The organism is Bacillus sp. FSL R7-0646 (genome assembly GCF_037969865.1).
Taxonomy (GTDB): Bacteria; Bacillota; Bacilli; order Bacillales; family Bacillaceae; genus Bacillus; species Bacillus licheniformis.
On the sequence record NZ_CP150217.1, the window covers coordinates 768,726 to 781,851 of the forward strand.

The following is a 13,126-nucleotide window of genomic DNA, read 5'->3' on the forward strand; positions in this document are numbered from 1 at the left end:
GAATGAAAAAATGAGTAAAAAGATTCCTGTGACAGTATTAAGCGGATACCTGGGGGCGGGTAAAACGACGCTGCTGAATCACATATTGCAAAACCGCCAAGGGCTGAAAGTCGCCGTTATTGTTAATGACATGAGCGAAGTCAACATTGATGCAGGGCTTGTCAAGCAAGGCGGCGGCCTGTCGAGGACGGATGAAAAGCTGGTCGAAATGTCAAACGGCTGCATTTGCTGCACACTCAGAGAGGATTTGCTGGTTGAAGTCGAAAAGCTGGCGAAGCAGGGAAATATTGATTATATCGTGATCGAATCGACCGGTATCAGCGAACCGATCCCGGTCGCTCAGACGTTCTCTTACATCGACGAAGAATTGGGTATTGATTTGACCCGGTTCTGCCGCTTGGACACAATGGTGACGGTTGTCGACGCCAATCGTTTTTGGCACGATTTTCAGTCGGGGGACAGCCTGCTGGACCGGAAAGAGGCTGTCGGCGAAGAGGATGAACGCGACATCGCCGATCTGCTCATCGATCAAATCGAGTTCTGCGATGTGCTGATTTTGAATAAATGCGACCTTGTCTCCGAGGAAGATCTGCAAAAGCTTGAGAAAGTGCTGAAAACTTTGCAGCCTAAAGCAAACATCATCAGAGCGGTCAAAGGAGAGGTCGATCCGAAGGCCATCTTAAACACCGGTCTCTTCAATTTTGACGAAGCGAGCGGTTCAGCAGGCTGGATCAGGGAATTAAACCAAGGACACCACCAGCATACGCCTGAGACTGAAGAATACGGAATATCTTCGTTTGTATACGAAGCGCGCCGTCCTTTTCATACAGAGCGGTTTTATAACTGGATTCATTCGCTGCCGGAAAACGTCGTCAGGGCGAAAGGAATAGCCTGGTGTGCGACGCGCAACACCCTTGCCCTTTTGATGTCGCAGGCGGGTCCTTCCGTGTCGCTGGAACCGATCTCTTATTGGGTGGCCGCACTGTCCAAACCGGAACAGGAACAAATTCTCAGACAGAACCCTGAGCTTTTAAAAGAATGGAATGAAGAATTCGGAGACCGCCATACAAAGCTCGTCTTTATCGGATTGGATCTGTCGCCGTCTGAAATTACCGCAGAAGCGGATCGATGCCTTTTAACAGATTCGGAGATGGCGGCCGACTGGTCGCTTTTATCTGACCCGTTCGATTGGCAGATTGAAAGAGCTAGATAATTCTAAAAAAAGACAAAAGAGAGACATCTCTTTTGTCTTTTTTATTTCCAACAAACCGGTGTTTTGGACGCGATGTTGACATATCAGGAAAGGAATACTAATATTTTATTGTAATGTTAACTCTAATTAATAATAGGTTAACATATGAACAAGAAGGGGGATGAAAGCATGAAGGGGGAAGCGTATTACAGTGTGAGAATGAGAGCCTCCGAGAACGGTCCCCATGAAGAGGGGGGAAAACACATATCCGGAGGAGAGCGGCTTGTGCCTTTCATCGGTTTAAATGATGCCGTCAGCGATTTATTGGAAAAAGGTATGTCTCATTCGCGGGGCAGGCCGGACTTTATGCAAATTCAGTTCGATCTTGTAAACGAACCGATAAAGCTTGTTCAACCTTTGCGCATTGAAACGAATGAAACGGTATCAGCGGAAGAAGGACAAGCGCTCGCCCGTGAGCTGATCAGCCGCGCCGGCGTGCCGGAAAGCGCGGTTGAAAAAGCGTTTCAAGGCATTGCCGAATACTGGGGCGTGAGGGGCGCCGTTTTGTTTGATATTCATTCCGGCCGGCGGATTGACGGAAGAAAAGAAAAAGGAGTGCGCGTCTCGCGGCTCGATTGGCCGGAGGCCGATTTTCAAAGGTGGGCCGCTTTGTGCGGGGTGCCGCCAAATCCACGGTTGAAAGAGGCGCTTGCCATCGCCTCAAAGGTATGTGAGCACCCGGCCGTCATCGCCGAATTATGCTGGTCGGATGACCCTGATTACATAACGGGCTATGTTGCGGCTAAAAAGCTGGGTTATCAGCGGATGACAAAGATGAAAGAGCATGGGGACGAAAGCGGCTGCCGGATTTTTTTTGTTGATGGATCAGCAGATGTAAAAAGCTGCATAGACGATTTGGAAAAACAGCCTGTATTCATTGGTCAGGAGGTAAATCATGAATCAATCATTCGTTGAGAAAAGCAAACAATATCTTTGGCTGCCTTTTACCCAAATGAAAGACTATGACGAAAACCCGCTGATCATCGAAAGCGGGCAGGGAATCAAGCTGAAAGATATCGACGGCAGGGTGTACTACGACGGATTTTCTTCAGTATGGCTCAATGTCCATGGCCATCGCAAGAAGGAACTGGATGAGGCCATCAAAAAACAGCTCGGCAAAATCGCTCATTCGACATTGCTGGGAATGACAAATGTTCCGGCGACAGAACTTGCCGAGGTGTTAATCAAGATCACGCCGGAAAATCTGACGCGTGTTTTTTATTCGGACAGCGGCGCCGCAGCAATGGAAATCGCGCTGAAGATGGCCTTTCAATATTGGAAAAACATCGGCAAGCCGGAGAAACAAAAATTCATTTCGATGAAAAACGGCTATCACGGCGATACGATCGGCGCTGTCAGCGTCGGTGCAATCGAGCTCTTCCACCATGTATACGGGCCGCTTATGTTTGAAAGCTTTAAGGTGAACGTTCCATACGTATACCGCTCGAAAAGCGGCAACCCGGACGAGTGCCGCGATGAATGTCTCGCAGAACTCGAACGGCTCCTGAGCGAGCGGCACGATGAGATCGCCGCGATGTCGGTCGAATCGATGGTTCAAGGGGCATCAGGGATGATCGTGATGCCTGAAGGATATTTGGCAGGCGTCCGGGAGCTCTGCACGAAATATGACGTTTTAATGATTGTCGATGAAGTGGCGACAGGATTCGGCCGAACCGGGAAAATGTTTGCCTGTGAGCATGAACGTGTTCAACCTGACTTGATGGCGGCTGGAAAGGCCATTACCGGAGGCTATTTGCCGATCGCCGTAACGTTTGCGACAGAGGAAATTTATGAGGCGTTCTATGATGACTACAACAAACTCAAAACGTTTTTCCACGGCCACTCATACACGGGGAACCAGCTTGGTTGTGCCGTTGCGCTGGAAAATTTGCGCCTGTTCGAATCGGAAAAAATCGTCGCTCAAGTTGCGGAAAAGTCGAAAATACTGGAATCGCTCTTTCATGATCTGGCAGCGCTCCCTCATGTCGGCGACATCCGCCAGCTCGGTTTTATGAGCGGGATCGAGCTCGTTCAGTCGAAGGAAACGAGGCAGCCTTATCCGCCCGAAGAGCGAATCGGATACCGGGTGTCTTTGAAAATGAGAGAGCTTGGCATGCTGACGAGGCCGCTCGGGGATGTTGTCGCATTTCTTCCTCCGCTCGCCAGCACCGCCGATGACCTGCGCGCCATGGTGTCGATTATGAAAGAAGCGATTCAAGAGGTTACAGGCCGTGCGTATTGACGAATGGCTCAGCAGCCGGCTCGCAAAGACGAAAGCAGCCGGGCTTTACCGCTCGCTTAAACTGCCTCAAGCTGAACGTACGAATTGGGCGTCAAACGATTATTTGGGCCTGGCGAACGACAAACGGCTGATTCATGCCGCAGAAACAGCGCTCCGCCGCTTTGGAGCCGGAAGCACAGGATCAAGGCTGACGTCAGGCAATACCGCATGGCATGAAAAACTTGAGCGGAAAATCGCCGGTTTTAAGCAGACGGAAGCGGCTCTCTTGTTTTCAAGCGGATATTTGGCCAATGTCGGCGTGCTTTCGTCTTTGCCTGAAAAAGGAGACGTCATATTAAGCGATCAATTGAACCACGCCAGCATCATCGACGGCTGCCGCCTTTCAAAAGCTGATACGGTTGTTTACCGCCACAAGGATATGAATGATCTTGAAGAAAAGCTCCGCGCCGCACAGAGCCGTGCACGCCGCTTTATTGTGACAGACGGCGTGTTCAGCATGGACGGCACGATTGCGCCGCTTGACGAAATCATGCTGCTCGCCAAGCAGTACCGGGCCTTTGTTATCGTAGATGATGCCCATGCAACAGGGGTTTTGGGAGAAGCCGGCAGGGGAACGAGCGAGTATTTCGGCGTCTCTCCCGATGTTGTGATCGGTACGTTAAGTAAAGCTGTAGGCGCAGAAGGCGGCTTCGTCGCAGGTTCTAAAACATTGATCGATTTTTTGCTGAATCATGCGAGAACGTTTATCTTTCAAACGGCTGTCCCGCCCGCAAGCTGTGCGGCGGCATGCAAAGCTTTAGATATCATCGAAGACAGCCGGGCTAAACGCCGGCTTTTGCAATCATCGGTGAACACGATCAAACGGAGTCTCGTGGATATCGGGTTTACGGTCAACGGAGAAGATACGCCGATCATACCCGTTATGATCGGAGATCCCCAAAAAGCTGTTCAATTTGCAAACGGCCTGAAGGAGAAGGGGATTGAAGCCCCGGCCATCCGACCGCCGACTGTTGCAGAAGGAGAGAGCCGGATCAGGCTGACCGTCACCGCAGAACGCAGGTTGAAAGATATTGAAGATCTATTAGAGGGGTTTAAATTAATGGGAAGAGAGTTGAACTTGGTGAAATGAAGGGTTTTTTTGTAACGGGAACAGATACGGGAGTCGGGAAGACGTTTATCGCTTGCGGTCTTGCCGCTTTACTGAAAGAGCAGCATGTAGATGTCGGCGTGTTTAAGCCGTTTTTGAGCGGCGAGCTCGCTAGCGATCCGCAGAGTGATACAGCTCTTTTAAAGAACATGTCTGAAACGCCTCTTACTGATGAAGAGGTTACGCCTTTTATTTTTAAAGAGCCGCTTGCACCATACACAGCTGCGAAGCTCGAAGGGAGGACAGTCGGGCTGGAAGATGCCGTGAACCATTGGAAAAAGATAAAGGATCGGCACGAGTGCTTCATCGTTGAAGGGGCAGGCGGAATTGCTGTGCCGCTCGGGGAGGATTATTTCGTCAGCGACTTGATCAAAGCGCTCGATTTGCCGGCCGTCATTGTGGCGCGTCCCAATCTCGGAACGATCAACCATACGTATTTAACCGCCCAATACGCAAAACAAATGGGGATACGCGTGATCGGCATCGTGATCAACGGCATCAGCAGCCGGCCGGGACTTGACGAACAGACGAATCCGGACATGATTGAAAGATTTTGCGGTGTACCGCTCCTCGGCGTTACACCGAAGCTTGAAGACGCTTCACCAACACAAATTCACCACATGATCAAGGATCATGTCGATGTTTCCTTGATTATGAATCAAATGCAAATGGGGGCAGAAAAATGAATCAGTGGATGGAACTTGCAGAACGTGTGCTGGATGGCGGGGAAGTAACTGAAAAAGAGGCGCTTTCCATCTTGGAATGCCCGGATGACGACGTTCTTCTGCTTATGCATGCCGCTTTTCAAATCAGAAAACGCTACTACGGAAAAAAAGTAAAGCTCAATATGATTATGAATGCAAAATCCGGCCTTTGTCCGGAAAACTGCGGCTACTGCTCGCAGTCTTCGATATCAAAAGCGCCGATCGACAGCTACCGGATGGTCGACAAAACGACCTTGCTTGAAGGCGCAAAGCGTGCGCACGATTTAAATATCGGAACATACTGCATCGTGGCGAGCGGCAGAGGACCGTCCAACAGAGAAGTCGATCAAGTGGTCGACGCCGTTAAAGAAATCAAAGAAACGTACGGTTTAAAAATCTGCGCATGCCTCGGACTGCTAAAGCCCGGGCAAGCCGAGCGGCTGAAGGAAGCCGGAGTAGACCGGTACAATCACAACATCAATACATCAAAAACCAACCATTCAAATATTACAACGTCCCACACGTATGATGACAGGGTGAACACTGTGGAAACAGCCAAAAAATCCGGGATGTCCCCATGTTCGGGCGTCATCGTCGGGATGAAAGAGACGAAGCAGGATGTCGTTGATATGGCGAAAAGCTTAAAGGCGCTGGATGCCGACTCGATTCCAGTTAATTTTTTGCATGCGATCGACGGGACTCCGCTGGAAGGGGTCAATGAATTGAATCCGCTTTATTGTTTAAAGGTTTTAGCTTTGTTCCGCTTTATCAACCCGACAAAGGAAATCCGCATTTCAGGGGGGCGCGAAGTCAACCTCCGCTCCTTGCAGCCGTTGGGGCTGTATGCCGCCAATTCAATCTTCGTCGGAGACTATTTAACGACGGCAGGACAGAATGAAACAGAGGACCATAAGATGCTTCATGATTTAGGGTTCGAAGTCGAATCGGTCGAAGAAATGAAAGCCAGTTTACAGCGGTAGCACGGGGGAGATATAACATGACGACAGAACTGCACGAGGCAGGGCCGAGCCTGAAATCGGATTCGGATTTTTGGAGAGATCCATATCTGTTTTACGATCAGCTGCGGTCCATTCATCCTGTATATAAAGGAACCGTTTTAAAGCATCCGGGCTGGTATGTCACCGGATATGAAGAAGCGGCAGCGATTTTGAAGGAACCGGCATTTATAAACCGCGTTCCTCTCCCAGAAGCTTCTACTAAATATGAACAACTTCAGCGATTGCAGCGAAATATGATGCTGTTTCAAAATGAGTCCGGCCATAAGCGGATGCGGACGATTGCCGGCAAAGAATTCATGCCGCAGAAGACGGCAACTTTCCGCCCTGCTATAGAAGAAACCGTCCATGAATTGCTCGATCAGCTTGAAAACAAGAAGACGGCGGACATGGTATCGGAATTCGCCTTTCCTTTGGCAAGCCTTATCATTGCCGGCATGCTCGGCGTCCCGGAAGAGGAAAGGTACCAATTCAGGCAATGGACGGCGGATCTCATTCAAACGATCGATTTGACCCGTACACGAAAGGTAATGGCAAAAGGCGGTGATACCGTTGCCAAGCTGACGGCTTATTTTAAAAATTTAATTGAAAAGCGAAAAGCGCATCCTTCTGAAGACCTGATCAGCACATTCGCCGGTCATGAGCAGCTTGCTGATGAAGAAGTGCTTGCGACGTGCATCCTGCTTGTGATTGCCGGACATGAGACGACAGTCAACCTTTTGACGAACGGGTTGTTTTTGCTCATGACACATCCTGACCAGCTCAGTGAGCTGAAAGAAAATCCGCTGCTGATTGAGTCGGCCGTCGAAGAATGTCTTCGCTATGAAAGCCCGACACAGCTGACAGCGCGCACCGCGTCGGAGGACTGCGAAATCAACGGGAAAATCATCAAAAAAGGAGAGCACTTATATATCCTTTTAGGCGCCGCCAACCGCGATCCAAAGATATTTCAAAACCCGCATCTATTTGACATCACAAGAAAGCCGAATCCGCACCTTGCCTTTGGAGCCGGTGCGCACGTATGTTTAGGCTCGGCATTGGCGCGGCTCGAAGCGCAAATTGCCATTCCCGCACTGTTGGCGCGGCTGCCTAACTTGAAGCTTGCTTCAACAGACGTTCCATTTCGCAGGCTAATCGGCTTTAGATCGCTGGCCGAGCTGCCTGTCATCCTCAATTAAAGACGACGAAAAAAGGGGCTGGCTTACAGGTGCCGGCCCTTTTTAATCTTTCTTTTCATTTTGGGTAATATAGGTTTGCAGAAGCGCCTTTAATTCTTTGACTTCTGCGCGCAGTTCTTTGATTTCTTTTGTATCCTCTTTCAGCTCGCCTGTCTCATCCTCTATTTCCTGAGAAATTTTTTGCGCATTATTCACGATTTCCCCGACGATCAAGTTGATCATAATGAAAGTCGCAATGACGATAAATGAAACGAAATAGAGCCATGACCAGCCGCTCTCGGCAAAAATGGGCCTGAATATGCCGCTTGCCCACGATTCGAGCGTAAAGGTTTGAAACAGTGTCAGAAGGCTGAGCTGCAGGTTGCCGAAGTATTCCGGCGCGATGGCGGAGAAGAACATCGTACCGATGACGGCGTACACGTAAAAAATGATGCTCATCAGGATAATGACGCTGCTGATGGTCGGAATCGCCATAAACAGCGCGTTGACGATCCGTCTTAATGAGGGGACCGAAGTGATCGTCCGCAGGACCCGCAGCACCCGGAAAATACGGAGAACGCTGACGAAATTCGTATTGTAAAGAATCAAACTGCCGGCGACGATCACGAAGTCAAAAACGTTCCAGTTGTTTTTAAAAAAGTGCTGTTTTTGAACGAACAGTTTAAGAGAAAGTTCGATTACAAATATCGTTAAAAACAAGCAATCCACAATAAAAAATACTTTTTGATAAGGCTTAAAGAAAGCGTAAGTTTCCAAACCGATCGAGATGGCATTCAACACAATGACCGTCGTGATGAATGACTGAAACAGCCGGCAATTAATCAATGCCGAAACCTTGCTTTGAACCGAATATCGATTTTGATGAGTGTTCACTCTTGTTATTTGTCCTCCTGTTTTGATGTATTTCTATGATACGTTACAACAGCAGGAAGATGTCAAGTCAGTTCCTTTATTTTTGCATCGAAAACTTAACGTTTACGTAAAAGTATAAAGGTAGTATAATAGAAAAGAAGAAAAATCTCGGGGGGATATGGACGTGGAGTGGATGAAGATTGATCAAATGGCCAAGCGAAGCGGCCTGACGAAAAGAACGATCCGCTTTTACGAAGAAATCGGTCTGCTTTCTTCACCGAAGCGGACGGAAGGCGGAGTCCGTCTTTACTCTGAAGACGATCTTGAGGAACTTGAAAGAGTGATCAGCGCGAAGGAAGTGCTGGGATTCTCGCTGCAGGAGCTCCAGCAGTTCATGGAAACGGGCAAGCACCTGGAGATGAATAAAGAAGGATACCTATTGTCGCTGGATAAACGGGAACGAAAAGAAAAGCTTGAAGACATTCAGAGGATGCTGAATGAACAGATGAGAATGATTGATGAAAAGATTGAAAAATTTCAATCATTCAAGAAGCGCTTGGAAGGTATGCAGGCAAAAGCCGAGAATGCCCTACAATCAATTGATTAAACAAGACAAACGCTATTTTCATAGCGTTTCTTTATTTGGAAAGAAGGTTTGATAGATAATGAATGAACAACCACCTGAGAACTCCAGTATGTTTAAACAGCCAAAAGCGGTCTGGGCGGTAGCCTTTGCCTGCGTGATCTCGTTTATGGGGATCGGGCTCGTCGATCCGATTCTGCCGGCGATCGCGCAGCAGCTGCATGCTTCCCCCAGCCAGGTTTCGCTTTTATTTACAAGCTATCTGTTAGTCACAGGTTTTGCCATGCTTTTATCAGGCGCTGTCTCGAGCCGGATTGGAGCAAAGCTGACGTTAATCAGCGGTTTGATCCTGATCATCGTCTTTGCGGGCCTGGGCGGGCTCTCGCATTCCATCTCTCAGCTTGTCGGCTTCCGCGGCGGCTGGGGACTCGGAAACGCCATGTTTATCTCCACTGCGCTTGCCGTCATTGTCAGCGTGGCTTCTGGCGGAAGCGCAAAAGCCATTATTTTGTATGAGGCTGCTTTGGGATTGGGCATTTCGGTTGGACCGCTTGCCGGCGGAGAGCTTGGCACGATATCGTGGAGAGCGCCGTTTTTCGGTGTATCGGTTTTAATGGCCGCTGCTCTTTTGGCCATCTTTTTTCTTTTGCCGCCTGTCCAAAAGCCGCAGAAGAAAATTTCCGTCAGTGCGCCGATCAAAGCGCTTCGTTATAAAGGGCTGTTGACGCTGTCAGGAGCCGCATTCTTATATAATTTCGGTTTCTTCACCCTGCTTGCATATTCGCCGTTTGTTCTTGACTTAAATGAACGGGGCCTCGGCTATGTCTTTTTCGGCTGGGGGCTGTTTCTTGCGATCACTTCCGTTTTTATCGCTCCGGCCGTACAGCGGATCTTCGGAACCGTCCGATCTCTGATCCTTCTGTTTATGCTGTTTGCAGCTGATTTGCTCGCGATCGGGATTTGGACGGAGCACATGGCGCTCGTCATCGGGGCGATCATCATAGCCGGAGGTATTCTTGGCATGATCAATACGATTTTGACAACCGCGGTGATGGAAGCCGCGCCTGTCGAACGGTCTGTTGCTTCATCTGCCTACAGCTCCATCCGGTTCATCGGCGGGGCCATTGCGCCTTGGATCGCCGGTGTGTTAGCCGATCATTTTACTGCGCATACTCCATATTTTGCAGGATGCATCGCCGTGCTTGCCGGCATCGCCGTCTTGGCTGGAGGCCGCCGTTATTTGGCGGGCATCAAAGCCGGTCATTAATGAAAAAAGCTTGTTTCCCTAAAAGGAAACAAGCTTTTTTGTTTATAAAACTTTCGTTGTCCATGACTCGCAATTCCATGTTTCTGTCGCTATGTCCATATAGAATTCAGGTTCGTGAGAGATGAGCAGGACAGAGCCTTTGTATTCTTTCAAAGCTCTTTTTAATTCTTCTTTTGCTTCAACATCAAGGTGGTTTGTCGGTTCATCGAGTACAAGCAGATTCGTTTCTGAATTGATAAGCTTGCATAGTCTGACTTTTGCTTTTTCCCCTCCGCTTAATACGGAAACCCTGCTTTCGATATGCTTTGTCGTCAGCCCGCACTTCGCCAGGGCCGCGCGGATTTCGTACTGTGTAAAGGACGGGAAGTCGTTCCACACTTCTTCTATGCATGTGTTGTTGTTGGTCTCTTTGACTTCCTGCTCGAAATAGCCGATATGAAGGTGTTCGCCGCGTTCGACTTCTCCCGACAGCGGTGAAATTTCCCCCAGGAGGCTTTTCAGCAATGTCGTTTTTCCAATGCCGTTGGCTCCGTACAGAGCGATTTTTTGGCCGCGCTCCATTCTCAAGTTCAGCGGGCGGGACAACGGCTCATCATAGCCGATGACGAGCTCCTTCGTTTCAAAAATCAGCTTTCCGGATGTTCTTGCTTGTTTAAAGTGAAATTCAGGCTTCGGTTTTTCCGAAGGGAGCTCGATCATATCCATTTTATCGAGCTTTTTTTGCCGTGACATTGCCATATTTCTTGTGCTGACGCGCGCTTTGTTGCGGGCGACGAAGTCTTTCAGCTCTGAAATCTCCTGCTGCTGTTTTTTGTAGGCGGCTTCAAGCTGTTGTTTTTTCACTTCATATACTTCGCGGAATTGGTTGTAGTCGCCGACATAGCGGGTCAGCTCCTGGTTTTCCACATGGTAGATCAGATTGATGACGCTGTTTAAAAACGGAATGTCGTGAGAAATCAAAATAAAGGCGTTCTCGTACTCCTGCAAATAGCGTTTCAGCCATTCGATATGCTGTTCGTCCAGATAGTTTGTCGGCTCATCGAGCAGCAGGATGTCGGGCTTTTCCAAGAGCAGTTTGGCGAGCAGCACCTTTGTCCGCTGACCGCCGCTCAATTCCGCGACATCCCTGTCAAGTCCGAGATCGTTGAGCCCGAGGCCGCGGGCGATTTCTTCAACTTTTGCGTCAATCGCGTAAAAGTCGTTGTTGGTCAGGGCGTCCTGAATCGTTCCGACTTCTTCGAGAAGCTTTTCAAGCTCGTCGGGGTCGGCCTCGCCCATTTTTGTGTAGATGGCATTCACTTCTTCTTCCATCGCAAATAAATAATGGAAAGCGTTTCTCAGCACATCGCGGATCGTTTGTCCGCGCTCAAGCGATGTATGCTGGTCAAGATAGCCGACCCGGACGTTTTTTGACCATTCTACTTTTCCTTCGTCAGGCTCAAGTTTGCCCGTAATGATATTCATGAAGGTCGATTTTCCTTCGCCGTTTGCTCCGATGAGACCGACATGTTCGCCTTTCAGCAAGCGAAAGGATATATCATGAAAGATCGCCCGGTCGCCAAAACCGTGGCTCAGCTTTGTAACTGTAAGTAAACTCATGTTTTGCACCTCAAGAAATATAATCTGTATTCTATAAGATTATATCGAACTCGGAGGGAACAATAAAAGAAAAATTGCGAAGCCGCTTTTGTTTTGAGATACTAGGAGCAGAATCAACCTGATAAAAGGAGAAAAACATGACAGAAAGATGGCCATTTTTAAATAAAGCAAAACCGTTTATTCAAGAAAACTGGAAGGCGTCGGGCTTTCAAGATCCGACGAATGTCCAAAAAAACGCGGTCGATCTGATTTTGGACGGGCGTGACGTGATCGCCGAGTCGCCGACTGGAACGGGCAAAACGCTCGCATACGTCCTGCCGATTCTGGAAAAGCTGGAGGCGGATCAAAAGAACGTGCAAGCTGTGATTCTGGCTCCATCCCGCGAGCTTGTCATGCAGATTTTTGATGTGATCGTTGAATGGAAAAAAGGCTCTGATATCAGAGCCGCTTCCCTGATCGGCGGCGCCAATATCAAAAAGCAGCAGGAAAAGCTGAAAAAACACCCGCACATCATTGCAGGTACGCCTGGACGCGTATTTGAGCTGATTAAAATGAAAAAGCTGAAAATGCACGAAGTGAAAACGATCGTCCTTGACGAAACCGATCATCTGCTTACGCCGGAGCACCGCGGGACGATACAAAGCATCATCAAATCGACGCTCCGCGACAGGCAGCTCCTCTGTTTTTCGGCGACTTTAAAAGACGATGCCGAACGCGAGCTTCGTGAAATGACCAAGGATGCGGAAGTTCTCAAGATCAAGAGGTCGAAAGAAGAATCGGCAAAAGTCAAACATCAATTTCTCGTATGCGACCAGCGGGATAAGGTGAAAATTCTGCAGAAATTCTCTCGGCTTCCAGGCATGCAGGCGCTCGTCTTTGTTAAAGACATCGGCAATTTAAACGTATATGCCGAAAAGCTCAAATTTCATCATGTAGAAATCGGCGTCCTTCACAGCGAGGCGAAAAAAATTGAGCGCGCCAAAATATTGCAGGCATTTGAGGCGGGAGAGTTCACACTGCTTCTCGCGACCGATATCGCAGCGCGCGGGATCGACATCGAAGATCTCCCTTATGTCATCCACGCCGATTTGCCAAACGTTGAAGGCTATATCCACCGGTCGGGAAGGACGGGAAGAGCGGGGAATGAAGGAACCGTGATCAGCCTTGTCAACCGCATTGAAGAAGAAAGGCTGAAAAAGCTGGCGAAGAAGCTTGAAATTCCGCTTCAGCGGATCGTGTATGAAAGAGGACGGATTATTGAAAGATAAGAAAAGAGGCCTGCCGCC

At 49.0% G+C, this 13,126-nt stretch carries 12 protein-coding genes; 10 read left to right on the top strand and 2 right to left on the bottom strand.

Annotated features, from left to right (window positions below):
- The first annotated feature begins 10 nt into the window (after positions 1-10).
- The 7 genes from MKY62_RS03805 to MKY62_RS03835 all read left to right on the top strand — a co-directional run bounded on the left by MKY62_RS03805 (position 11) and on the right by MKY62_RS03835 (position 7,539).
- Positions 11-1,213, top strand: a complete 1,203-nt coding sequence (locus MKY62_RS03805) for a GTP-binding protein (RefSeq protein WP_003179681.1) — start codon at positions 11-13, stop codon at positions 1,211-1,213.
- 168 nt (positions 1,214-1,381) lie between these two features.
- Complete coding sequence (locus MKY62_RS03810) at positions 1,382-2,167, top strand: 6-carboxyhexanoate--CoA ligase (protein ID WP_003179683.1); 786 nt, start codon at positions 1,382-1,384, stop codon at positions 2,165-2,167.
- The gene (gene bioA, locus MKY62_RS03815; protein WP_003179686.1) at positions 2,148-3,494 is read left to right on the top strand and encodes an adenosylmethionine--8-amino-7-oxononanoate transaminase; all 1,347 of its coding nucleotides are present in this window, start codon (positions 2,148-2,150) and stop codon (positions 3,492-3,494) included. The genes MKY62_RS03810 and bioA overlap by 20 nt, the downstream gene beginning before the upstream one ends.
- Positions 3,484-4,623 (top strand): 8-amino-7-oxononanoate synthase, encoded by a 1,140-nt coding sequence (gene bioF, locus MKY62_RS03820; protein WP_003179689.1) that lies wholly within the window; start codon positions 3,484-3,486, stop codon positions 4,621-4,623. Before bioA ends, bioF begins: the two co-directional genes overlap by 11 nt.
- Positions 4,620-5,327, top strand: a complete 708-nt coding sequence (bioD, locus tag MKY62_RS03825; protein ID WP_003179691.1) for a dethiobiotin synthase — start codon at positions 4,620-4,622, stop codon at positions 5,325-5,327. Before bioF ends, bioD begins: the two co-directional genes overlap by 4 nt.
- The gene (gene bioB, locus MKY62_RS03830; protein WP_003179696.1) at positions 5,324-6,325 is read left to right on the top strand and encodes a biotin synthase BioB; all 1,002 of its coding nucleotides are present in this window, start codon (positions 5,324-5,326) and stop codon (positions 6,323-6,325) included. The genes bioD and bioB overlap by 4 nt, the downstream gene beginning before the upstream one ends.
- A 17-nt stretch (positions 6,326-6,342) precedes the next feature.
- A complete protein-coding gene (locus MKY62_RS03835; protein ID WP_003179699.1) occupies positions 6,343-7,539 on the top strand; it encodes a cytochrome P450 in 1,197 nt (398 codons plus the stop codon).
- A gap of 42 nt (positions 7,540-7,581) precedes the next feature.
- Here MKY62_RS03835 and MKY62_RS03840 read toward each other — a convergent pair whose 3' ends face one another.
- Positions 7,582-8,412: an ion transporter gene (locus tag MKY62_RS03840; protein WP_003179701.1), complete on the bottom strand. Its 831-nt coding sequence runs from the start codon at positions 8,410-8,412 to the stop codon at positions 7,582-7,584.
- 163 nt (positions 8,413-8,575) lie between these two features.
- Between MKY62_RS03840 and MKY62_RS03845 the strand changes: the two genes are divergently transcribed.
- Together MKY62_RS03845 and MKY62_RS03850 are read left to right on the top strand one after the other, a co-directional pair.
- Positions 8,576-8,998: a MerR family transcriptional regulator gene (locus tag MKY62_RS03845; RefSeq protein ID WP_003179703.1), complete on the top strand. Its 423-nt coding sequence runs from the start codon at positions 8,576-8,578 to the stop codon at positions 8,996-8,998.
- A 58-nt stretch (positions 8,999-9,056) separates the two neighbouring features.
- Positions 9,057-10,241, top strand: coding sequence for an MFS transporter (locus tag MKY62_RS03850; protein ID WP_003179705.1), 1,185 nt, complete (start codon positions 9,057-9,059; stop codon positions 10,239-10,241).
- A 42-nt stretch (positions 10,242-10,283) separates the two neighbouring features.
- Here the strand turns inward: MKY62_RS03850 and MKY62_RS03855 are convergent, their stop codons facing one another.
- Positions 10,284-11,840, bottom strand: a complete 1,557-nt coding sequence (locus MKY62_RS03855; protein WP_003179706.1) for an ABC-F family ATP-binding cassette domain-containing protein — start codon at positions 11,838-11,840, stop codon at positions 10,284-10,286.
- 137 nt (positions 11,841-11,977) lie between these two features.
- Between MKY62_RS03855 and MKY62_RS03860 the strand changes: the two genes are divergently transcribed.
- Positions 11,978-13,108, top strand: a complete 1,131-nt coding sequence (locus MKY62_RS03860) for a DEAD/DEAH box helicase (RefSeq protein WP_003179708.1) — start codon at positions 11,978-11,980, stop codon at positions 13,106-13,108.
- Positions 13,109-13,126 lie beyond the last annotated feature (18 nt).

Excerpts from the sequence above, each read along its gene's own strand:
- MKY62_RS03805 (WP_003179681.1), top strand. The coding sequence starts at position 11 with ATGAGTAAAAAGATTCCTGTGACAGTATTAAGCGGATACCTGGGGGCG.
- MKY62_RS03810 (WP_003179683.1), top strand. The coding sequence starts at position 1,382 with ATGAAGGGGGAAGCGTATTACAGTGTGAGAATGAGAGCCTCCGAGAAC.
- bioA (WP_003179686.1), top strand. The coding sequence starts at position 2,148 with ATGAATCAATCATTCGTTGAGAAAAGCAAACAATATCTTTGGCTGCCT.
- bioD (WP_003179691.1), top strand. The coding sequence starts at position 4,620 with ATGAAGGGTTTTTTTGTAACGGGAACAGATACGGGAGTCGGGAAGACG.
- bioB (WP_003179696.1), top strand. The coding sequence starts at position 5,324 with ATGAATCAGTGGATGGAACTTGCAGAACGTGTGCTGGATGGCGGGGAA.
- MKY62_RS03835 (WP_003179699.1), top strand. The coding sequence starts at position 6,343 with ATGACGACAGAACTGCACGAGGCAGGGCCGAGCCTGAAATCGGATTCG.
- MKY62_RS03850 (WP_003179705.1), top strand. The coding sequence starts at position 9,057 with ATGAATGAACAACCACCTGAGAACTCCAGTATGTTTAAACAGCCAAAA.
- MKY62_RS03855 (WP_003179706.1), bottom strand. The coding sequence starts at position 11,840 with ATGAGTTTACTTACAGTTACAAAGCTGAGCCACGGTTTTGGCGACCGG.
- MKY62_RS03860 (WP_003179708.1), top strand. The coding sequence starts at position 11,978 with ATGACAGAAAGATGGCCATTTTTAAATAAAGCAAAACCGTTTATTCAA.